The organism is Limnohabitans sp. 2KL-27 (assembly GCF_001269345.1).
Lineage (GTDB): Bacteria > Pseudomonadota > Gammaproteobacteria > Burkholderiales > Burkholderiaceae_C > Limnohabitans_A.
The window spans coordinates 460,809-481,388 of sequence record NZ_CXOP01000002.1 but is presented as its reverse complement, the minus strand read 5'-3'; the positions used below and the strand labels follow the sequence as shown (position 1 = coordinate 481,388).

Genomic DNA, 20,580 nt, shown 5'->3' with positions numbered 1-20,580 from the left:
TTTGTCAGTTGATCATTTCGGGCGAAAAGATCCGAGGAAGAAACAAAGCAATTTCAGGAAAGACGATCACCGCAAACAACACCACCAGCATGGGCACCACCATGATCATGGTGTCCTTCAAGGCATACCTGAGCGGCACCTTGGCCACCGCACAACAAATCATGAGACACATGCCATAAGGTGGTGTGACCAAGCCGAAGGCCAAAGACAAAATGCCGATGATGGCAAAGTGCACAGGGTGCATGTCCACCGATTGGGCCAAAGGTTGCAAGGTGGTGCCCACGATGATGATGGCGGGAATCGCATCCAGGAAACAGCCCACAATCAGGAAGGACACCGCAATGAAAATGCCAACGCCAATCACGTCCATGCCCCATGCTTGGACATTGGTGAGCAAGGCTTTGGGAATTTGGTAATAGGCCAACAGCCAGCCAAAAACCGAGGCTGTGCCCACACAAAACAAGGCCACGGCCGACAATTTTCCGGTGTCCAACACGGCAGCAATGAACTGTTTGAAACCCATTTCACGGTAAAACAACAAGGACAGCACTGCGGCATACAACACCGCCGCTGCGGCCGACTCGGTCGCCGTGAACCAGCCCAGCAAAATACCCCCCACGATGATCACCGGGGTGAGCAAGGCCGGAATGGCGACAAGCGCTGATTTGACAATTTCAGTGAAGTTGGCGCGCGGGTAGACCGGGTAATTGCGCTTGACCGAATAGGCGTGCACGGTCGCCATTTGAGCCAGGCACAACAGCACGCCCGGCACAATGCCCGCCAAATACATGGCACCAATCGAAGTGGAGATCACGCCCCCCCAGACCACCATGAGAATGGAGGGAGGAATGATGACCGCCAGCACAGACGATACCGCTGTGACGGCGATCGAGAACGACAGGTCATAACCCTCCTTGACCTGTGCCTCGATGAACAATTTGCCTTGCCCGGCCGCATCAGCGCTGGCCGAACCCGAGATGCCTGCAAAAAACACCGACAGCAGCACATTGATCTGTGCCAAACCTCCCGGGAAGTGCCCCACCAGTGCCCTGGACAACCGCATCATGCGCACAGTGATGCCGCCGCCGTTCATCAAATTGGCGGTCAAGAGGAAAAATGGCACCGCCAACAAAATGAAGGAGTTGTAGGTTTTGAAGGTCTCATTGAACAAGACCATCGGTGAGAGTCGAGGCTCCAACAAAAGGACTGGCAAGGAAGCCAAGCCCAACGCAAAGGCCACCGGTACCCGGATTGCCAAAAGAAAAAAGAAGGCTCCGAAGAGAACAATGGCGGCCATTCCTGGCGAAAACAATGCTGAGGTCAAACGACTGACTCCTGGTTCACACTTTCATCACCTACAGACTTGCTGAACATGTGGTTCAACAAGAAAACCATCCATAAGAAGCCAGAAATCGGCCAGGCAATGAATATCCACCACATGGGCATGTCGGCCAGCTCCGAGGTCTGGTTCCATCCAAACTGGGTGAATTCGATGCCCCAGTAAAAAATCACGCCGGAGAAAATCAGCATGAAAAGCTGACTCATGAAGAGCAAGGCCCGATCGGCCTTGACTGACAATTTCGGTAAAAAATCCACATCAAAGTGCATTTTTTCTCGCACGCCCAAGGTGGCACCCAACATGATCAGCCAAACAAAGAAAAAGCGGCTCATTTCCTCGGTCCACATGTACCGGGGAATGACATCGGTGTATCTGGAAAAAATCTGCAAGCTCACGGGCACCAGCAAAAGCAAGACCGTGAAAATCAGAAGATAAGACAGCAAGGCATCGACAAGGAACAACAGCTTTTTCATGAACAACTTCTTGGGTCGGCCGACAAGGCGGTGACCCATGGGTCACCGCCCCAAATGTGCATCACTTCAATGCATTGATCTTGGTGTAAATGGCGTCCGCACCCACCTCTTTGGCATAAGCCGCCATCACAGGATCCACCAGCTTTTGCATTTCGGCACGTTGTGCGAAAGGCACCTGCTTGAGCTTGCCTTCCTTGGCGTACTTGTCAAGCTTGGCTTGGTCTTCAGACGACTCGATCTGACGGCCAAATGCCCCCGCTTCCTTGCCTGCTTTCACAATCGCGGCTTGCAGGTCTGCAGGCAGTTTTTTCAGCGTTTTCACTGAGAAGCACAGGGGGCGGATGGTGATGGCGTGACGTGTCATCAGGATGTTGGGCGCCACTTCAAAAAACTTCATGGCTTCCACGCCCGCGGCTTCGTTTTCACCGGCTTGAATGACCCCATTTTGAATCGCGTTGTACACCTCGTTGTAGGCGATGACCGTGGGGGTCATGCCCACCGCGCCAAAGGTGCGGCTCCAGATGGGCGCACCTTGCACGCGCACCTTGAGGTTCTTCAAGTCGGCCAAATTGCCAGCCGATTTGTTCGAGAAGATGTTGCGCACACCGCCGCCGGCGTAACCGATCAATTTGACTTCGGCTTTTTGCTCCACTTCGTCTGCAATCGGCTTGAGGATGTCTTGGTCCAGCACCTTGTTCCAGTGGTTCAGGTCACTGAACAAAAACGGCGCATCAATGAATGGCGCCGCTTTGGAGAAGGTGGACATGTGGGCTGGCGACACAATCGCAAAGTCCACCGCCTTGCCCTGGTTCATGTAGGCAAAGTAATCTTTCTCCAAGCCCAGTTCACTGTTTTTGTGCAAAACAAAATTCACGGGCTTGCCATAGTATTTTTTGACCAGCTCTTCGAACTTGACCATGGTTTTGGTGAAAGCATGGTCGTCACCAAACTGTGACGCGCCGTGCAGCGTGATGGCTGCTTGTTGTGCATGCGCGCTCAAGGCCATGACCGAAGAGAGGACCACGCCCAGCAAAGGTTTCAGAATTTTCATGTCTATGTCTCCTGTATTGATCGGAACAACAACTTGTTGGCGTTGCTGTTTTTTCACTGTAGGCCAAAGCCCCTACGACAGTGCTGGGGAAAACCATGAGTCATCACCACAACTGTCTCCAACGTGTCCCCGTGCACTGGCACGTGCCTGACCGAAAGTGATAACTTGACCATGAACCTGTGCACAGGCCAAGCGGCCTTCGGGTGCGCCATTTGGAATGAACTTGGCGTGGGTACTTTTTCATTCATCATACGAAAGAAGTTCATGAAACACATTGGATTTATCGGCGCCTCGGGCCTGATGGGCCACGGCATCGCCAAAAATTTGCTGGCCAAAGGTTTCCAGGTTTCCCTGACGGCGCATTCACGGCGCGAGCCTTTGCAGGACCTGCTCACCGCGGGTGCCAAACTGGTGGAGCGCCATGCCGATCTGGCGGCCTGTGATGCAGTCATCATTTGCGTGACCGGTTCGCCCCAGGTCGAAGCTGCACTCGAAGGGCCCAGCGGCCTGTTCAGTCAAGCCCGTCCTGGCCTGGTGGTGGTCGACGCGTCCACCAGCGAACCCGATTCCACCCGCCGCCTGGCGGCACGCTGTGCGGCTTTGGGCATGACCTTGGTCGATGCGCCCTTGGCCCGCACGCCGGTCGAAGCCGAAGCCGGCAAGCTCAACACCATGGTGGGCGCATCGCCCGAGGTCTTCGCACGCCTGGAGCCGGTGTTCAAGGCCTACTGCGAGAACATCTTTCATGTCGGCGAAATGGGCGCAGCACACGTCATCAAATTGCTCAACAACTTTTTGGGTCAAGCCATCACGACAGCAGCAGCAGAAGCATTTGCCGTCGGCGCCAAAGCGGGCATCGATGTGGGGCAACTGGTGCGCGTGGTGTCGGCCGGTGCCGTCAATTCGGGCTTGTTTCAGGCCATGGCCAAAACGCTAGAGGGCGATTACACCGGTCTGAAGTTCGAGTTGAACAACGCCTCGAAAGACCTGCGCTACTACGTGCACCTGACCGAAAGCGTGAAAGCGCCCTCTCTGGTAGGCACCAGCGTGCACCAGAGCCTGGTGACCGCCTGCGCTATGGGTTACGGCCAGGAATTGGTGCCCTCTCTGGTCAAGGCGCAAGCGCAAATCAACCAGGTCAAAATCGAGCAAGGTCGCGGATGACGCCCCGCCTGGGCATGGCCCTGGTGGGCTTGGGTGCGGCCACCCAACCGCATCTGCGCAGCCTACAAGACCTGAGCGAGCGCATTGACCTGCGTTATGCCGTCACGCGCCACCCTCACCCTGATCGCGTTCGGCCTTACACCGGCCCTGTGCGCTTGGTCAGCGAGTTGGACGTGGTCCTGAGCGACCCCCAGGTCCAAGCGGTCATTGTGGCCACGCCACCGTCCACCCACCTGGACATTTGCCAGCGTTGCTTTGCTGCGGACAAACATGTCTTGCTCGAAAAACCGCTCGAGTTGAATCTTGAGCGGTCACAGCAGCTGGTGGCCCTGGCCCGGCAAAGCGGTCTGCATTTGGGTGTGGTCTTGCAGCACCGGTTCCGTGAAGCATCGTTGGTTTTGCAGGATGTGCTGGATACAGGGCGCCTGGGTGAAATCCAGGCTGCATCGGTGCGCGTGCCTTGGTGGCGATCGCAAGCCTATTACAACGAACTGGGCAGAGGCACCTTGGCACGGGATGGTGGTGGTGTGCTGCTGACCCAGGCCATCCATACCCTGAACCTGTTTCAGGCGCTGGTTGGGGTGAAGTCGGTCACGGCCTCGGTGGTGCGGCAAACCCGTTTGCACCAGATGGAAACCGAAGACCATGTCAGTGCGTTGTTGGTTTTGGGCAATGGTGCACCCGGCGACCTCATGGCCACCACCGCCATGGTCCCCGGATTCCCGGAAACCATCGAAATCATTGGCACGCTGGGCAGTGCTCGTCTCACAGGGGCTGATCTGCAGGTGAACTTTCTCCAGGGTGAGTCCTTGACCGTGCGCAGTGAAGAGGGCACCGGCAGTGGCGCCAACATGATGGATTTTTCACACGAGCCGCACCGTGATCTGATCACAGATTTCATCAATGCGATCGCCCACAAGCGAGCGCCGCGGGTCACCGGTGAGGATGCGCTGAAAACCCACATGCTGATCGACGAACTGCTGCGCAAGGGGCAGATGGCTTCGGACTGAAATAATCAAATACTCACCGAGCGAAATCCGGCAAAGATGTCACGCCGCTCGGGCGCAAAGAAGTTGCGGTATCGCACATCCACCACATGCGCCGAGGTCGCAGCACATGCCCCTCGCAGCACGCGGTGCTTGTCCCACCAGGGCGCTGAGTAGTCGCGGTAGGGGTGCACTTCAAAACCCGGATAAGGCGCAAAGTCGCTGGCGGTCCATTCCCAGACTTGGCCCCATTCAAAGTCGGGCTGCTGAGCCGCGCATTCCCATTCGGCCTCGGTGGGCAAGCGCCTGCCGGCCCACCCGCACCAGGCTTGGGCATCGTTCGCGTTGACATGCACCGCTGGGGCCTGCAGGTCCAACGCATGCCACTGGCCAAAGCGCTGCGCTTGCCACACCCCTTGCGCCAGGCGCACATGAGGGGGCAAGGCGTGGCCAGTCGCCTGCACAAAAGGCAAGTAGCGCGCCCAGGTCACGGCTGCGGCATCCATCTCAAAAGCCGCCACGGGGACCGGATGGGCGCGCCGCTCGTTGTCGAAAGCGAAGCCTGGCCCCGCATGGCCCAGCGTGTAAAGCTGCGCGGGCACCCGGATCACCCCAGACCGATCCAAGGGCGTTTCATAGACACCCGCATCACAGGATGCGGGTTCACGCCAACACAAGGCAGGCGGCAAAGGCAGCCCCAGGTCTTGCGCCATGTAGACCGAGGCTTCGTTGTGCATGTCCTCGTGCTGCAACACCAAGCGCCAAAAATACCGGTCTTCATCGCCCACACTTGGGCTGGTGGCCTGGGCCGCTTGCAGGTGGTCCAGGCTGCGCTGCAGCACCTGCGCCAAATAGTCCTGCGTCCCGGCCAGACCCGGCAAAGCCAAAGCCCAGCGGCTGTCGTGTGCGACTTCACTCGAGTTGTAGAGCAGGTCGGCATCACTCAGCAGTGAGGCGTCAAACCCCGCGCCAGCGCTGGCACTGCGGCTGCCCATGTGGCGCTGGCGGTTGCGCACCGTCCACCACTCCTGAAACCAAGCGATGTGCCCCCACTCCCACAGAGGCGGGTTCATGCCCGGCAAGGGCGGCACCGACAGATCGGGCATGGCGTTTTGCCAGGCCTGCATCAGGCCCAGCGTGCGCTTGCGGGTGCGTTGCAAGGCCAGGGCCAAATCCGCCGCACTGGCCGTGCGCACGGCGCTGTGCACCAGCCCCAGGCAGCCCGAGAAAGACCCGTCATAGAGCCCGCCTGCGCATGCGCTTGCAGTGGTCTGCCCTGCCACCGCCGTGTTACTGCCATTCATGTATAACCCGCCCATGCAAAAACTTCGAGTGGTGATTGTCAGTCCTGCCTTGGCCGACGCCAACAACGGCAATTGGCAAACCGCGCGCCGCTGGCAACAGCTGTTGTCGGCACATTCTGCCCGCATCGTGCGCCAGTGGCCGGACGCGCAAGCTGGCGATGACCATGTCATGCTGGCCCTGCATGCCCGCCGCTCGGCCGACGCGGTGCAGGCTTGGCACGCCCGGCATGGCCAGCGGGGCTTAGGCCTGGTGCTGACCGGCACCGACCTTTACCGAGACATCGCACACGACCCGCAAGCGCAGCGCTCGCTGGCGCTGGCGCATTCGTTGGTGGTCTTGCAAGGTCTGGGCGTCCGAAGCCTGCCCAGCGCCCACCAAGCCAAGGCCCGTGTGATCTTTCAGTCGACCGGCACGCGCCAGACCCTGCCCAAAACCACTCGCCACTTGCGCGTGGTCATGGTGGGCCATTTGCGAGAAGAAAAAGACCCGCTGACCCTGATGGCTGCCGCGCGCCTCTTGCCCCCAGACGCAGGCGTGCTCATTGACCACATTGGCGCAGCGCTCGACCCGGCGTTGGGCCAGGCCGCAGAGGCCACGCAAGCGCAGTGTCCGCATTACCGCTGGCTGGGGGCTTTGCCCCATGCCCAAACCCTGCAACGCATCCAACGCGCGCACCTGCTGGTGCACTGCAGCCGCATGGAGGGCGGCGCGCATGTGCTCATGGAGGCCCTTTGCAGCGGCACGCCCGTGCTGGCCTCGCGCATCGACGGCAATGTGGGGCTTTTGGGCGAAGATTACGCAGGCTTTTTCGAGCCAGGTGATGCGCAGGCGCTGGCCCATTTTTTACAGGCTTGCAGGACGCCGCAAGATGGCCACAGCCTGGTGGCACACTTGAGGCATCAGTGCGCCTTGCGTGCACCCTTGTTTGAACCTCAGGCCGAACGTGCCGCTTTGCACCGCTGGGTGCAAGACCTCTGGACCCTTGATGAAACCATCTGATCAACCCGTGATGCGCGACCTGGTGCTGGTTGGCGGCGGCCACAGCCACGTGGGCGTGCTGCGCATGTTCGCCATGAAGCCCGAGCCCGGCGTGCGCATCACCGTGATCTGCACCGACATTGACACGCCTTACTCGGGCATGCTGCCGGGCTACATTTCGGGCCACTACAGCTTTGACGAGGTGCACATCGACCTGGGTCGCCTGTGCGCCTTTGCCGGCGCACGGTTGTACCGCGATGCCGTGGTGAGCATCGACCGCAAAACCCGAACCGTCATTTGCAAGAACCGGCCACCGGTGGCCTACGATCTGCTGTCCATCAACATTGGCTCTACCCCCCAGGTGCAGCACGTGGAGGGGGCGCAAACGCTGGCTATACCCGTCAAACCGATTGCACAGTTCAACCAGCGTTGGCTGACCCTGTTGGACAAAGCGCGGCAGTGGCCTGCTCACCGAGGCCGCATGACGATCGCGGTGGTGGGCGCTGGCGCAGGAGGCGTGGAACTTTTACTGTCCATGCAATACCGTTTGCGCCACGAGCTCAAGGCTTTGGGGCGCAGCCCCGAAGACCTGAAATTTGTTTTACTGAGCTCTGGCGAGACGATCTTGCCTACGCACAACACAGGCGTTCGGGCGCGGTTTGCCAAGGTCCTGCAAGAGCGCAACGTCGAGGTGCACACCCAAGCCGAGGTGGTCCAAGTCTCGCCCGGCTGCCTGCACACGCGCGACGGCCGCACCTTCGACGCGGACGAAACCATGTGGGTCACCCAAGCAGGCGGCCCCGCTTGGCTGCAAAGCACGGGTCTGGCGCTCGACAAACAAGGCTTCATTCTGGTGAACCCCCAGCTGCAAAGCCTGAACGACCCGCTGGTGTTCGCAGCGGGCGACATCGCTTCATGGGTGGACCGCCCACTGGAAAAAGCCGGTGTGTTTGCCGTGCGCATGGCCAAGCCCTTGGCCGAGAATTTGCGTCGCAGTTTGCGCGGCCAAAAACTGGTCAACTACAAGCCGCAACGCCATTGGCTGGCCCTGATCTCGACGGGCAACCGCTTTGCTGTGGCTTCGCGCGGTTCATTGGACTTGGCCGGGGTATGGGTTTGGCGCTGGAAGGACCGCATCGACCGGGCATTCATGCGCCGCTTCAACGAGTTGCCGGCCATGCCGGAGGCCGGCGTGCCCGCCCAGCCCGGGGCCCAGGTGCGCGAAGCCTTGCAGGCCATGGGCCAGTTGCTCAAGGACATCCAGGCCCAAGGCAAGGCCCCGACCACGCGGCTGAATTTGACATCCGAAGAATCGCTGCAAGCCATCTCGGCCATCGCCATGCGCTGCGGAGGCTGCGGCGCCAAAGTCGGCGCCAACATTTTGTCCCGTGCCTTGGGGCAGCTGAAACCGGTGGAGCGGCCCGATGTGCTGATCGGCCTGCATTCGCCGGACGACGCCGCCGTGGTGCGCGTGCCGCCGGGCATGGCGGTGGTGCAGACGGTGGACTTTTTCCGGGCCTTCATCGACGACCCTTACCTCTTTGGCAAGGTGGCGGCCAACCACGCACTGGGCGATATTTTTGCCATGGGGGGCACGCCACAAACCGCCACCGCCATCGTCACCGTCCCGCCTGGCCTGGAAAGCAAAGTCGAAGACCTGCTGACCCACATGATGGGCGGGGCCATCGAGGTGCTCAATGCCGCAGGCTGCGCCCTGGTAGGCGGGCACACGGGTGAAGGCGCAGAGTTGGCCCTGGGCTTTGCCATCAACGGCCTGATCGACGAAAAAATGGACAGCTTGATGCGCAAGGGCGGCATGCAGCCGGGCGATGTGCTGCTCTTGACCAAACCCATCGGCACCGGCACCTTGTTTGCCGCACATGCCCGTCATGCGGCCCGCGGCCGCTGGATCGATGCGGCGCTGCAGTCGATGGTGCTGTCCAACCAATCGGGCGCAGAAATTTTGCGCACCCACGGGGCCACCGCCTGCACCGACCTGACCGGATTTGGCCTGCTGGGTCACCTGGTGGAAATGACCCGGCCGTCCGGTGTGGACGCCGAGTTGACCCTGAGCACCCTGCCGCTGCTGGACGGTGCAGTGGACTGCGTGCAAGCAGGCATCGTCAGCTCCTTGCAACCGGCCAATGTGCGCCTGCGCCGCGCCCTGCGCAATGCCGATGAATTCATCCATGACCCCCGCTACCCCCTGCTGTTCGACCCACAAACCGCGGGTGGCCTGCTGGCCAGCGTGCCCGCGGCCCAAGCGGCCAGCTGCGTGCAAGCACTCCAGGCCGCCGGCTACGCGCACACCGCCATCATCGGCCGCATCACCGCGCAAGGCGATGCCATCGAGCCGGTGCTGCTGAAAACCTGAACGCTCATGAGCTCCGAACACCTCACGCACCCCATCGCGCTGAATGCCGACCTGACCCAGCGCTGCATCATCCACAGCCCCTCGCTCGAATGGGTGGCTTCTCCAGCGGCAGGCGTGTCGCGCCGCATGCTCGAGCGCGACGGCGGCGAAGTGGCGCGCGCCACGTCCATCGTGCGCTACGCGCCAGGTTCGGCCTTTGCCAGCCACACCCATGGCGGAGGTGAAGAAATTTTGGTGCTGGACGGCACGCTGCACGACGAACACGGCGTGTACGGCCCCGGCACTTACATCAAGAACCCGGTAGGCAGCGAGCACGCGCCATCCTCCCCCGAGGGCTGCACGCTGTTTGTGAAGCTGCGCCACCTGGATGCCCGCGACGACGAGCGTGTGGTCATCGACACACGCCGCAGTGCATGGCGGCAAGGCATGGTCGAGGGCCTGAAGGTCTTGCCACTGAACACCTTCGAGACCCAAAACACCGCGCTGGTGCGCTGGGCCCCGCAGACGTTTTTCAACCCGCACCGGCATTGGGGCGGCGAAGAGATCTTGGTGGTCGAAGGCGTGTTCTCGGACGAGCATGGCGACTACCCCGAGGGCAGCTGGTTGCGCAGCCCGCACATGAGCCAGCACCAACCTTTCAGCCACGAAGGCTGCTTGATTTTGGTGAAAACCGGGCACCTCGTGTGACAGCCTGACGAACTCACACGCACCACACCATGCCCCACGTTGACGCATCCAAGTCCGGAACCCGTCCACTCGACCACATCACCGTGGTCTCGCTGGAACATGCGATTGCCGCCCCTTTTTGCACACGCCAACTGGCCGATCTGGGGGCCCGCGTCATCAAGGTCGAGCGGCCAGGTTCGGGCGACTTTGCCCGCGCCTACGACCAGCGCGCGCGGGGCTTGTCGTCCCATTTTGTGTGGGTCAATCGCTCCAAAGAGAGTCTGGCGCTGGACCTCAAAGAACCCACACACTTGGCTGCCCTCAAGGCCCTGCTGGGCAAAGCGGATGTGCTGGTGCAAAACCTGGCGCCTGGTGCTACTGCCCGCATGGGGTTGGACGCCACAACGCTGCGTGCGCTGCACCCTCGGCTGATCGTGTGCGACATCTCTGGCTATGGCAACGATGGGCCTTACCGCGATAAAAAAGCCTATGACTTGCTGATCCAGAGCGAAGCCGGTTATTTGAGCGTGACCGGGACAGCCGAGCAACCGAGCAAGAGCGGCAACTCGATTGCCGACATTGCCGCCGGCATGTACGCCTACAGCAACATTTTGTCGGCCCTGTTGCAGCGCGACAAAACCGGGCAAGGCTCACACATCGACGTGTCCATGCTGGAAGCACTGACCGAATGGATGGGCTTTCCAATGTATTACGCAATGGACGGCGCCACGCCCCCGCCACGCAATGCTGCAGCCCATGCCACGATTTACCCTTACGGTCCTTTTCAGGTGGGCGCTCAGCTGGGCACCCAAGGCGAGCACATCGGCACCGTGATGCTGGGCCTGCAAAACGAGCGCGAATGGGTGCTTTTTTGCGAGCATGTCTTGCTGCAACCAACGCTGGCGAGCGATCTGCGGTTTGAAAACAATGCCCTTCGCAACGACAACCGATTGGCCTTGCAGGCGATCATCCTTGACACCTTTGCACCACTGACCTTGGCACAGGTCACCGAGCGGCTGGATCGGGCAACCATTGCGAACGCCCGCATGAACACCATGGCCGATTTGTGGGCACACCCACAACTGCAGGCCCGCGAACGCTGGGCGCAAGTCGCTTCTCCTGCTGGCACTTTGCCCGCCCTGCTGCCGCCGGGCAGGCAAAGTGCCTTCGATTACCGCATGGACCCGATCCCCCAAGTGGGTGAGCACACCGAGTCGATCCTTCATGAGCTGGGCTTGCAACTCTAAAATTTGCACCCGAAATTTCTGGATGTAGATTGGTCTGGGTGAGCGCTACGTTCGGGACGTAGAGACCAGGGGTTCGAATCCTCTCAATCCGATCAGACCCACAAGGCCGGCTCGCTTTCAGCGCAACCAGTTGATGCCTTTGACCCAAGCCACACTCTGACTGCCTGTGTTGTCGCTGTCAGCGCCAATCAGCACTGCACGCACGGTGGGCGCCGATGCACCCGTGGGCAATTCATCGGCAAACAACTTGGCAAAATCGACGGCCACATCGCGGGTCTCGGTTTGCCATTGGGCCAGGGGTGCACCTTTGCCTTGCAGCGTCATGAAGCGAACGCGCTGGGTGTAGGGATTGGCCCCTTGCAGGCCAGCAGGATGCACGCTGTCCCACACATAACAAATCGTTGCAGCTGGCAAGTCTTCGCCGCTGATGCTGCGGGCGATGCGCAGCAAGGTGCGCTGGGCGAACGGCACACGACCCAGCGGGTGATCGAACATCACACACACCTTGAGCGCCGCGTCGTCACCTTCTTTGGTCAAGATGTCAACCTCGTTTTTGCCGCCCGTGAGCGGTTGGTCCAGGCGCCATCGCCATTGCAATCGGCCTGGATCAACTTTGGGCAGGTCGTGCAGCCAAGTGCCATAAGAAGCGCGCGTGCTGACCTTGAGTGCCCGCTCGCCCTGCACATCGGCCAGTTCAAAACGCGTGGCCGGAATGTCGGCCTTGGATTTTGGAAAACCGACATAGCGCCATGTGTTGGCGGCTGTGCCATCCGCAGGCACCAAAGGGGAGAGGCTTTGCGCGCAAGCAGATGCTGAGGCACAAGTCAGGCCCAGCGCCAGCAGCGCGGGCAGAGGCTGCAAAAACGGGTTCATCCGCGCCGCCAATCGTGGTACTTCTTCACCCAAGCCAATAAGCGTTGCGGCGCGTGCGCACGCTTCCATTCGCCTGCGGCGTATTTGTTGGCTTCAGACATCGTGGGGTAGGTGTGGATGGTGCCCAAAATTTTGTTCAGGCCCAGGCCGTGTTTCATGGCCAGCACGTACTCGGCCAGCAAATCTGCTGCGTGTGCACCCACGATGGTCACACCCAAAATGCGGTCTTTGCCCGGGACGGTAAGCACTTTCACAAAACCGCGCGCTTCGCTGTCTGCGATGGCGCGGTCCAAGTCATCAATGCCGTACTTCGTGACTTCGTAGGCGATGTTTTTTTCTTTCGCTTCTTGCTCGTTCAAGCCCACACGCGCCACCTCGGGGTCGATGAAGGTGGCCCACGGAATCACCGAGTAGTCGGCCTTGAACAGCTTCCACTCGCCAAACAGCGCATTGACGGTGGCGTACCACGCTTGGTGCGCGGCGGTGTGGGTGAACTGGAAGGGCCCCGCCACATCGCCTGCAGCGTAGATGTTGGGGTAAATGGTTTGCAGGTACTCGTTGGTATCCACGGTGCGCTGCGTGGGGATGCCCAATTCTTCCAGTCCATAACCCTGCAAACGCGCCACCCGTCCCACGGCGCAGATCAGTTGGTCAAACGGTATGACCTGCTCTTGACCGTTGTGCTCGACGATCAGGCATTTTTCAACATCCTTGCTCGTCATCGCGAGCGGGCGATCCATGGGCTGCTTCGCTCCGCTCGCAGTGACGGTGGATGGGCGCAGCTCGCAGCGCAGCGCCTTGTGGCCGGTGAGCACCTGCACGCCATCGGCCTCTAATGAGGCTTTGGCGAGCTCGCTCACCTCCACGTCTTCGCGGCTCATGATGCGTGCGCCCATTTCCACTTGGGTGACGTTTGCGCCCAGTCGCGCAAAGCTTTGTGCCAGCTCGCAGCCAATCGGCCCGCCGCCCAGCACCACCAGACGCTTGGGCACTTCGTCGAGTTGGGCGAATTCATCCCACAGCGTGTCACTGGTCACATAACCCACATCATCCAAACCGGGCAGTGGCGGCACGAAGGGGCGGGCACCGGCGGCGATCACGATGCTGCGGGCGGTCAAGCGCTGAACTGTGCCGTCGTTCAAAGCCACCTCCACCGTCCACGGGTTGACCAGCTTGCCGTACCCCTGCAGCACCTCCACACCCAGGCCGGTGTAACGCGCGATGCTGTCGTGCGGCTCAATGGCTTTGATCACGTCGTGCACGCGCTGCATCACCGGCTTGAAGCTGAAATTCGGGGACGCATCGCTCAGGCCGTATTGGGACGCGTGGCGCATTTGCTGGGCCAGCTTGGCGCTTTTGATCAGCGCTTTGCTCGGCACGCAACCGTAGTTCAAGCAGTCGCCGCCCATCTTGTGCGCCTCGATCAGCGTGACCTTGGCCTTGACGGCTGCGGCGATGTAGGCGCTGACCAAACCACCCGCGCCGCCGCCGATGACGATCAGGTTGCGATCAAAAGTTTTGGGGCGCTGGTTGGCCCAGCGGGCGTAGACCTTGCGCTTTTGCACCGAGGCCACGATGCGGCGCGCGATCAGCGGGAAGATGCCCAGCAGTACAAAACTGCCCAAGAGCGCTGGGCTCAAAATGCCTTGCGGCGATTCGAGCTGCGCCAGCTGCGTGCCCGCATTCACATACACCGCCGTGCCCGCCAACATGCCGACTTGGCTGACCCAGTAATACGTCCAAGTGTTCATGCGCGTGAGGCCCATGAGCAGGTTGATCAGGAAAAACGGTACGACCGGGATCAGGCGCAAAGTGAAGAGGTAAAAACCGCCCTCGCGGTCCACGCCCAAGTGGATGTCGGCCAAGCGCTGACCAAAGCGCGCCTCGACCCAATCGCGCAACAAAAAGCGCGACGCCAAAAAGGCCAAGGTCGCACCCAAGGTGGACGCAAATGACACGATCAACAAACCTTGCCACAGGCCAAAAATGGCGCCACCGGCCAAGGTGATGATCACAGCCCCCGGAATGGACAGCGCTGTCGCGAGCACATAGACCAAGAAATACACCACCACCACCGCAAGCGGCTGCTCGGCGTGCAGCTGCTCAAAACCGGCCTGGCTGGCTTTGAGCTGCTCAAAGCTCAAGAAGCGCCCCAAGTCCAGCGCGACAAACGCGCCGATGGCCAGCGCCAGCAAAAGCAATAAGACGGTTTGACGAAGGCGCATGAAAACTCCAAAATGATCGGTGCTGCGCTATGCGCACCAAACGATCTGAACCATAACCGCAGATGACAACTTGTCCACACAGGACGTTCAATTGTTGACAAACAGCGGCGAAACTTTTAACTCAGCCGTCCATAACCCCACCTCACCCGCATCCCCGTGGTGATTGCACACAACCCCGCAAACCCATAAGCCAACACCGCAAAGTGTTCAGGCCAGATGCACATGGCGGCAAACACGGTGATGGTCTCGGTGGCTTCGGTGAGGCCCCCTAAAAAGTAAAAGCTTTTGCCCGGCAAGGCGGTGTCCGTCAGGCCGCGTTTTTCGGCGAGCGCGGCAAATGCCAAAAAGCTGCTGCCGGTGCCGATGAAGCTGGCCAGCAGGGCTGCGGCAGGCAGTGCGTTGGTGCTGGGGTTGGCCACCGCAAAGGCCAGGGGGATGGCGGCATAAAACACGAAGTCGAGCGCGATGTCCAAGAAACCACCCGCGTCGGTGGGCTGGGTCAGGCGGGCCACGCTGCCGTCCAGGCCGTCGAGCAGGCGCGAGGCGAGCAGCAGCGCCAAGCCCCACCACCAGGCTTGCAGCGCAATCGCCACGGCGGCGGCCATGCCGATGGCAAAGCCCAGCCAGGTCAGCGCGTCGGCGCTGATGCCTGCGCGCACCAAGCGGCGTGCGGCGGCGTTCAACGCGGGGCGCAAGAGGATTTGGGCATGGCGGTCAAACATGGTTAGCGCTTTCTCCGGCGGCGCGCAAGTGCGCCACGCGCTGCGGGTCGGCCACGTCTTGTTCGTCGTGCGTGACCAGCACCACCGGAATGCGCCGCTCGCGCACATGCGCAAACACCCATGGGCGCAGCTGGGCGCGCAAGGCGGCGTCGAGTTTGGAGAACGGCTCATCCAAAAGCAGTGCTTGCGGCTCGGCCAGCAGCGCGCGCATGAGCGCCACCCGCGCACGCTGCCCCCCCGAGAGCGTGGACGGGTCGCGATCGCCCATGCCGTTCAGCTCGGCTTCTTGCAGTGCTTGCTGCACACGCGCCTGGCGCTGTGCCAACGGCAAGGCGCGGGGCACGGCAAACATCAGGTTTTCGGCCACCGTCATGTGGGCAAACAGCAAAGCATCCTGAAACACCAAGCCGACACCGCGCAGGTGCGTGGGCAAGGCGGTGAGGTCACGGCCATTCAACTGCACACGGCCGTCAAACTGCAAAGGCTGCAAACCTTCGGCCACGCCGGCCAGCGTGCCCGCAGTGGCCGCCAGCACCGCGCTTTTGCCGCAACCACTCGGCCCCATGAGCGTGAGGATCTCGCCTGCGGGCACATGCAGGTGCAGGTCTTGCACCAAGGTCTGCGCCACCGTGCCCAAGCGTTCGATGTCGATCTGGAGTCCCGCGTTCATGTGTTGTCTTTCATCGGCCCGATCTTCTCAAATTGGCGTGGCCTGCCCAAGTAAGCGGCCAAAGCAAAGGCCAACACGGGCAAAAGCATCTGCAAAGCCGCATAAGCGCTCATGAGCGAGCGCTGCGCGCCAGACGCCAGCGTCACGGCCTCGGTGGTCACCGTGGCAAAGCGCCCCGCCCCTACATACAAGGTGGGCAAATACTGCGCCACACTGACCGCAAAACCCACCGCCCAGGCCGAGGCAATGGCGCGTTGGAGCAGCGGCCATTTGATGCGCAGCAAGTCAGTCCATCGGCCCTGGCCCAAGCTGGCCACCACAGCCGATTGGCGCGGATCGACCGCCAAATAGGCGGGCTCCAAGGCCAGCAGGACATACGGCAACACCATGACCACATGCGACAAAAGCAGGCCCAGCCACTGCCCCTCCAGTCGCCACTGCAGCGCCACGCTGTAGAGGCCCACCACCCACAGCACCGAGGGCAAGACCAGCGGCAGCAACCACCAAGGTCGCCAAGCCTGTTGCCAGCGGCGCGGTGTCAGCTCCAGCCAGGCCAGCGACCAAACGAGGCACACACTGGCAGAGGCCGCCGCCAAACCCAAGGTGGTCCACACCGTGGGGGCACTGGCGATCACTTGCGCCCAGGCATCACCCGTCCACAGCGAGGGCCAAAGCTGCGGAAAAGGCCAGACGCCCGACACACTGCCCACCGCCAAGGCCCACCAAACGGCCAGATAAGCCCCACCGATGGCCAAGCCCACCCAAGATGACTCACCCTGCTGCAACTGGGGGCTGCTCGCGCCTTTGCGCAAACGCGCCCGTGCGCGCAGCACCATGACGGTCATCCCCGCCAACATCGCCACACTGACCGTGAGACAACCCGCCGCTGCCGCACCTTGCGCCTGCATGGCCGCATCGGCATCACCCAGCCATTGCCAGGCCAGCACCGCCAAAGTGGGTGGCGTCGCAGGGCCGATGATGAGCGCCATGTCCACCACCGTGAGGCCATAGGCCAACACCGCCAGCAGCGGCCAGCGCAAGCGAGGTGCCAGCTGCGGCCAGACCACTCGGGCAAAAGCGGTGGCGGGCGTGTGGCCCAATGTTTGGGCCAGTGCAAATTCGGCCTGCCATCGTCGGCGCAGGTCTTCGCGTTGCAATTGCGTGGCCGCCACCCAGAGCAAAAACGGCACTTCTTTGAGCCACAGCGCCACAATCAAACCCAAGCCCCACGGGTCTTGTGTGGTCAACCAAGGCGGCGGCGCGTCAAAGCCGGTGAGGCCCGGCGACACCAAGCGCAAAGCCCAGCCGCTGGGCGAGAGCCACAGCACCAGCCCAATGGCCATGGCCGCGTGCGGCGTGGCCAGCAAGGCAGGCACATGGGTGAGCCAGCGGGCCAATTGCTGCCGAATGAAACCATGGGCCAACAAGCGCGCCACCGTCAACCACACCAGCACCGTGGAGGCCAGCCCGGTCCACAGCGTCATGCCCCAAGCACGCAGCGTTTGCGGATCGGCCCACAAAGCCTGCCAAGCGCTGGCATCCCAGGCTTGCGATGCGGCCAAGCACAGCGCCCAGCCCATGGGTACAGCAGCGATCAGGGCCAGCAAAATGGCAGGCAAGCAGCTCACACACCGTAGCGGCGTGTCCACTCTTTTTCCAGCGCATCGACCCAAGAGGCGTGCGGTTCGGGCAACACGGAAGCGGTCACGGTCACTTGCCCGGGACGCGCTGCCGATTGAAACCGCACACGCTCAGCCGCAGGCAGGCGCGCCACATCGAGCACCGTGGGGTCGCCCCACACCTCGATGTCGGCTTTGCGCGCTTGCGCAATGGGCGACAGCAAAAAGTTGGCCACTACCTGCGCGCCCGCTTTGCTGGGCGCGTTGTACGGGATGGCCACAAAGTGGGTGTTGCCGATCGTGCCCTTGGAAAATTGCCAGCTCTGCACCGAGGCGGGCAGGCGCTTGGCGGCGATTTCGTTGGCCGCTTCGTTGGGGTTGAAGGTCAAGGCCATCACCAACTCACCATCGGCCATCATCTGTCGCACGGCCGCCGAGTTTTGCGGAAACTGTTTGCCACCGCGCCACAGCTGCGGGTGCAGCGCATCCAAAAAGCGCCACAGGGGTGCCGCTTGCGTTTGCAAGGCCTCGGGGGTCACAGGGCGGGCCAGCGCTTTCACGTCCGGCGCGTGCTCGATCAGGGCCTGCTTGATGAAGGTGGTGCCATGGAACTCGGGCGGGCGCGGGTAGGTGATGCGCCCGGGCTGGCTGCGCGCCAAGGTCAGCAGTTCGGCCATGCTTTGTGGCGGCTTGAGCAGGCGTTGGGCGTCGGCAAAAAACGTGAGCTGCGCCATGCCCCAAGGCGATTCCAGCCCGTCGGTGGGGACTGAAAAATCCACCAACGTGGTGGGCTTGCCTGCTGTGTCCACCCACTGAAAGTTGGGCAGCGCTAGGGCGAACGGCGCGGACAACAAACCATCGCGTTTCATGGCGGCAAAGTTTTCGCCATTGATCCAGATCAGGTCCACCGTGCCTTCGGTGGCTTGACGCCCCGCTTGCTTTTCGGCGCGCACGCGTTTGACCACATCGGCCGCATCGCTGATCTTGACGTGCTGTAACTTCACACCAAAGTCGCGCTGCAACTCACCTGCGGCCCATTGAATGTAGGCGTTGATGCGCTCACTGCCTGCCCAAGCGTTGAAATACACCGTTTGGCCGCGTGCGGCGCGCAGGGTGTCGGGCCAAGCGGTGTTGACCCCTTGCGCTGCCGCCGGGCGCACAGCCAAAACGGCGGGCAACACCGAAACCGCCCCCAATGCAGCCAAGGTTTGCCGGCGGTTCCACCAGCGCTGCGGGGTTTCGGTGGGGCAAGAAGTAGCGTGTGTCATGTCAAGCCTATCGCGTGAGCCTGGGTGCGGTGGTCCAGTGAATGGCGCCAAAGGCATCACTTGCCTTGGATGCCCAGCAACTCCACCTCAAACAACAGTGTGGCGTTGGGCGGCACCGCGTTGCCCGCGCCTCGCGCACCGTAAGCGATTTCAGGCGGGCAGGTCAACTTGGCTTTGCCACCCACCTTCATGCGCTGCACGCCTTCGGTCCAACACGCAATCACGCGGTTGAGGGGAAAGTCGATGGGCTGGCCGCGTTTGTAAGAACTGTCAAATTCGCGTCCGTCCGGGAAGGTCCCTTTGTAGTGCACCGTCACTTTGTCGCTGGCCGTGGGGCTGGCACCGCTGCCGTCTTTCAGGCTTCTGTAGACCAGTCCACTGGGGGTCACCACAGCGCCATCTTCTTTGGCGGCAGCTGTGATCACCGCGTTTTGCGCCATGGCCGATGGGGCCAACAGGGCGAGGGTGAGGGCGAGACACGAGAAGCGGAGTATGGTTTTCATCATTTACGGGGGTAGTTAAAGATAACAAAACCTGAGCGAAAAATTTCAGGCAGAAAGGGTCAAGGGCAAATTGAGCAGCAGATTTTGCGGTTTGAGTTTGAGCAGTCCCTGCTCGTTCATGGCCAAGCCCAAATAAACCGGCTTGCCTTGCACATCGGCGCGCATGTCTTGCGGGTGGTCAAAGCGCAGCTTGAACAGGCTGATGAGTTGTTGTTGCCGCGCAGCTTCCAGCTCCATGCCTTGGTACAAGTCATTGAGCAAAGCGGTGGACGTGACGTCCAGGCCCACATGCCAACGCCAAGCGGGGTCGTCCACTTTTTGCACCGGCTCGATTTGCACCGAGACCCCCAAGAAGTGTTGAACCCAACGCGCCAGCACCACCGACAAGGCTTTGAGGCCCGAGCGGGCATTGACCATTTTGAGGATCAAGCCGTGCGGCAACTCGTTCTGGATCTCGTGCGTCATGTCCAGCAAAAAAGCGTAGCGGCCCAAGCCTTCGCGCTGCGCCAGGTAACGCTCTTCGTTGTCCTTGTGCAGCACTTTCACATCGACTGCTTTGAGCGCCGCACCGCCCTCCATCAACAAGCGGCCCATCTCACCGAGGCCACCGGTGGCTTGCAAAGTGTCCAGCGTGTCGCTGTCGCCCGACAGCACGCGGCCATCGCGCACGGTGATGCGTTGGCGTCTGAACAGCAGTTCTGCCGCACGCCAGACCCAAGCATCGTTCTCACCGGTCAACACATTGCACACGATGGCCTGCACCACCAGGTCGATGAACAGGGGCGGGAGCTGGATGTTGCCACTCTGGATCCAGCCCATGTAGGCCGCTTCCAGAGAACCCGCGCTGTTCACTTCATCGCGAAAACGCAAAAACAGTTTGTAATTTTCACGGACATCGTCGTCCTTGAAATGTTTGTAGTCTGCAGGGGTGACCAGCCTGTTGGGCGCCTCGGTCAGCGCGGCATGCAAGCGCTTTTCGGCCTTGCACGATTCGGGCACCAGCGCCATTTCGGGGCGTTGCAGCCACATTCGCCAGTAGTCTGGACTGGGCACCAACCAACCGCGCTCGTTGGGTGTCAGGTGTTGGTGGCCGCAGGCGGTCCAGAAGGTGTGCATG

General features: G+C 61.3%; 18 protein-coding genes and 1 tRNA gene. 7 read left to right on the top strand and 12 right to left on the bottom strand.

What is annotated here, in order from left to right:
- Positions 1 to 4 precede the first annotated feature (4 nt).
- The 3 genes from LHAB_RS04890 to LHAB_RS04880 all read right to left on the bottom strand — a co-directional run bounded on the left by LHAB_RS04890 (position 5) and on the right by LHAB_RS04880 (position 2,863).
- Entirely contained in the window at positions 5 to 1,297 is a 1,293-nt protein-coding gene (locus LHAB_RS04890) for a TRAP transporter large permease (RefSeq protein ID WP_228763351.1), read from the bottom strand.
- 23 nt (positions 1,298 to 1,320) lie between these two features.
- A complete protein-coding gene (locus LHAB_RS04885) occupies positions 1,321 to 1,812 on the bottom strand; it encodes a TRAP transporter small permease (RefSeq protein WP_090047688.1) in 492 nt (163 codons plus the stop codon).
- Between the two features lie 61 nt (positions 1,813 to 1,873).
- Complete coding sequence (locus LHAB_RS04880; RefSeq protein WP_090044231.1) at positions 1,874 to 2,863, bottom strand: TRAP transporter substrate-binding protein; 990 nt, start codon at positions 2,861 to 2,863, stop codon at positions 1,874 to 1,876.
- A 264-nt stretch (positions 2,864 to 3,127) separates the two neighbouring features.
- Between LHAB_RS04880 and LHAB_RS04875 the strand changes: the two genes are divergently transcribed.
- Complete coding sequence (locus tag LHAB_RS04875; RefSeq protein ID WP_090044230.1) at positions 3,128 to 4,027, top strand: NAD(P)-dependent oxidoreductase; 900 nt, start codon at positions 3,128 to 3,130, stop codon at positions 4,025 to 4,027.
- Entirely contained in the window at positions 4,024 to 5,037 is a 1,014-nt protein-coding gene (locus LHAB_RS04870; RefSeq protein ID WP_090044229.1) for a Gfo/Idh/MocA family protein, read from the top strand. The genes LHAB_RS04875 and LHAB_RS04870 overlap by 4 nt, the downstream gene beginning before the upstream one ends.
- Positions 5,038 to 5,042: 5 nt before the next feature.
- On the opposite strand, the gene senA is transcribed toward LHAB_RS04870, so the two are convergent.
- Positions 5,043 to 6,317, bottom strand: a complete 1,275-nt coding sequence (senA, locus tag LHAB_RS04865; protein WP_090044228.1) for a selenoneine synthase SenA — start codon at positions 6,315 to 6,317, stop codon at positions 5,043 to 5,045.
- A 13-nt stretch (positions 6,318 to 6,330) separates the two neighbouring features.
- Here senA and senB point away from each other — a divergent pair, with 13 nt between their 5' ends.
- From senB to LHAB_RS04840, 5 genes are all read left to right on the top strand, one after another.
- Entirely contained in the window at positions 6,331 to 7,317 is a 987-nt protein-coding gene (gene senB, locus LHAB_RS04860; RefSeq protein WP_090044227.1) for a selenoneine biosynthesis selenosugar synthase SenB, read from the top strand.
- A complete protein-coding gene (gene selD, locus LHAB_RS04855; RefSeq protein WP_090044226.1) occupies positions 7,304 to 9,670 on the top strand; it encodes a selenide, water dikinase SelD in 2,367 nt (788 codons plus the stop codon). Before senB ends, selD begins: the two co-directional genes overlap by 14 nt.
- A 6-nt stretch (positions 9,671 to 9,676) precedes the next feature.
- On the top strand, positions 9,677 to 10,357 hold the full coding sequence (locus tag LHAB_RS04850) for a cupin domain-containing protein (RefSeq protein WP_228763350.1): 681 nt from the start codon (positions 9,677 to 9,679) through the stop codon (positions 10,355 to 10,357).
- A 29-nt stretch (positions 10,358 to 10,386) separates the two neighbouring features.
- Positions 10,387 to 11,583 (top strand): CaiB/BaiF CoA transferase family protein, encoded by a 1,197-nt coding sequence (locus LHAB_RS04845; protein WP_090044225.1) that lies wholly within the window; start codon positions 10,387 to 10,389, stop codon positions 11,581 to 11,583.
- 18 nt (positions 11,584 to 11,601) lie between these two features.
- A tRNA-Pro gene (locus LHAB_RS04840) sits at positions 11,602 to 11,675 on the top strand.
- 25 nt (positions 11,676 to 11,700) lie between these two features.
- Here LHAB_RS04840 and LHAB_RS04835 read toward each other — a convergent pair.
- The 8 genes from LHAB_RS04835 to LHAB_RS04800 form a co-directional block, all read right to left on the bottom strand.
- Positions 11,701 to 12,456, bottom strand: coding sequence for a DUF3047 domain-containing protein (locus LHAB_RS04835; protein WP_090044224.1), 756 nt, complete (start codon positions 12,454 to 12,456; stop codon positions 11,701 to 11,703).
- Complete coding sequence (locus tag LHAB_RS04830) at positions 12,453 to 14,681, bottom strand: FAD-dependent oxidoreductase (protein WP_090044223.1); 2,229 nt, start codon at positions 14,679 to 14,681, stop codon at positions 12,453 to 12,455. Before LHAB_RS04830 ends, LHAB_RS04835 begins: the two co-directional genes overlap by 4 nt.
- A gap of 116 nt (positions 14,682 to 14,797) precedes the next feature.
- Positions 14,798 to 15,403 carry a CDP-alcohol phosphatidyltransferase family protein gene (locus LHAB_RS04825; RefSeq protein WP_090044222.1) on the bottom strand — a complete coding sequence of 202 codons (606 nt, stop codon included), beginning with the start codon at positions 15,401 to 15,403 and terminating at the stop codon, positions 14,798 to 14,800.
- Positions 15,396 to 16,073, bottom strand: coding sequence for an ATP-binding cassette domain-containing protein (locus LHAB_RS04820; RefSeq protein WP_090044221.1), 678 nt, complete (start codon positions 16,071 to 16,073; stop codon positions 15,396 to 15,398). Before LHAB_RS04820 ends, LHAB_RS04825 begins: the two co-directional genes overlap by 8 nt.
- Entirely contained in the window at positions 16,070 to 17,701 is a 1,632-nt protein-coding gene (locus LHAB_RS04815; RefSeq protein ID WP_369814101.1) for an ABC transporter permease, read from the bottom strand. The genes LHAB_RS04820 and LHAB_RS04815 overlap by 4 nt, the downstream gene beginning before the upstream one ends.
- Positions 17,698 to 18,960, bottom strand: coding sequence for an ABC transporter substrate-binding protein (locus tag LHAB_RS04810; RefSeq protein ID WP_090044220.1), 1,263 nt, complete (start codon positions 18,958 to 18,960; stop codon positions 17,698 to 17,700). Before LHAB_RS04810 ends, LHAB_RS04815 begins: the two co-directional genes overlap by 4 nt.
- Positions 18,961 to 19,016: 56 nt before the next feature.
- A complete protein-coding gene (locus LHAB_RS04805) occupies positions 19,017 to 19,463 on the bottom strand; it encodes an FKBP-type peptidyl-prolyl cis-trans isomerase (protein WP_090047683.1) in 447 nt (148 codons plus the stop codon).
- 45 nt (positions 19,464 to 19,508) lie between these two features.
- Complete coding sequence (locus tag LHAB_RS04800) at positions 19,509 to 20,579, bottom strand: DUF6352 family protein (RefSeq protein WP_090044219.1); 1,071 nt, start codon at positions 20,577 to 20,579, stop codon at positions 19,509 to 19,511.
- Position 20,580 lies beyond the last annotated feature (1 nt).

What these genes read in the sequence shown, in the direction of transcription:
- LHAB_RS04890 (WP_228763351.1), bottom strand. Translation starts at nt 1,297, where the DNA reads ATGGCCGCCATTGTTCTCTTCGGAGCCTTCTTTTTTCTTTTGGCAATC.
- LHAB_RS04885 (WP_090047688.1), bottom strand. Translation starts at nt 1,812, where the DNA reads ATGAAAAAGCTGTTGTTCCTTGTCGATGCCTTGCTGTCTTATCTTCTG.
- LHAB_RS04880 (WP_090044231.1), bottom strand. Translation starts at nt 2,863, where the DNA reads ATGAAAATTCTGAAACCTTTGCTGGGCGTGGTCCTCTCTTCGGTCATG.
- LHAB_RS04875 (WP_090044230.1), top strand. Translation starts at nt 3,128, where the DNA reads ATGAAACACATTGGATTTATCGGCGCCTCGGGCCTGATGGGCCACGGC.
- LHAB_RS04870 (WP_090044229.1), top strand. Translation starts at nt 4,024, where the DNA reads ATGACGCCCCGCCTGGGCATGGCCCTGGTGGGCTTGGGTGCGGCCACC.
- senA (WP_090044228.1), bottom strand. Translation starts at nt 6,317, where the DNA reads ATGAATGGCAGTAACACGGCGGTGGCAGGGCAGACCACTGCAAGCGCA.
- senB (WP_090044227.1), top strand. Translation starts at nt 6,331, where the DNA reads ATGCAAAAACTTCGAGTGGTGATTGTCAGTCCTGCCTTGGCCGACGCC.
- selD (WP_090044226.1), top strand. Translation starts at nt 7,304, where the DNA reads ATGAAACCATCTGATCAACCCGTGATGCGCGACCTGGTGCTGGTTGGC.
- LHAB_RS04850 (WP_228763350.1), top strand. Translation starts at nt 9,677, where the DNA reads ATGAGCTCCGAACACCTCACGCACCCCATCGCGCTGAATGCCGACCTG.
- LHAB_RS04845 (WP_090044225.1), top strand. Translation starts at nt 10,387, where the DNA reads ATGCCCCACGTTGACGCATCCAAGTCCGGAACCCGTCCACTCGACCAC.
- LHAB_RS04835 (WP_090044224.1), bottom strand. Translation starts at nt 12,456, where the DNA reads ATGAACCCGTTTTTGCAGCCTCTGCCCGCGCTGCTGGCGCTGGGCCTG.
- LHAB_RS04830 (WP_090044223.1), bottom strand. Translation starts at nt 14,681, where the DNA reads ATGCGCCTTCGTCAAACCGTCTTATTGCTTTTGCTGGCGCTGGCCATC.
- LHAB_RS04825 (WP_090044222.1), bottom strand. Translation starts at nt 15,403, where the DNA reads ATGTTTGACCGCCATGCCCAAATCCTCTTGCGCCCCGCGTTGAACGCC.
- LHAB_RS04820 (WP_090044221.1), bottom strand. Translation starts at nt 16,073, where the DNA reads ATGAACGCGGGACTCCAGATCGACATCGAACGCTTGGGCACGGTGGCG.
- LHAB_RS04810 (WP_090044220.1), bottom strand. Translation starts at nt 18,960, where the DNA reads ATGACACACGCTACTTCTTGCCCCACCGAAACCCCGCAGCGCTGGTGG.
- LHAB_RS04805 (WP_090047683.1), bottom strand. Translation starts at nt 19,463, where the DNA reads ATGAAAACCATACTCCGCTTCTCGTGTCTCGCCCTCACCCTCGCCCTG.
- LHAB_RS04800 (WP_090044219.1), bottom strand. Translation starts at nt 20,579, where the DNA reads ATGCACACCTTCTGGACCGCCTGCGGCCACCAACACCTGACACCCAAC.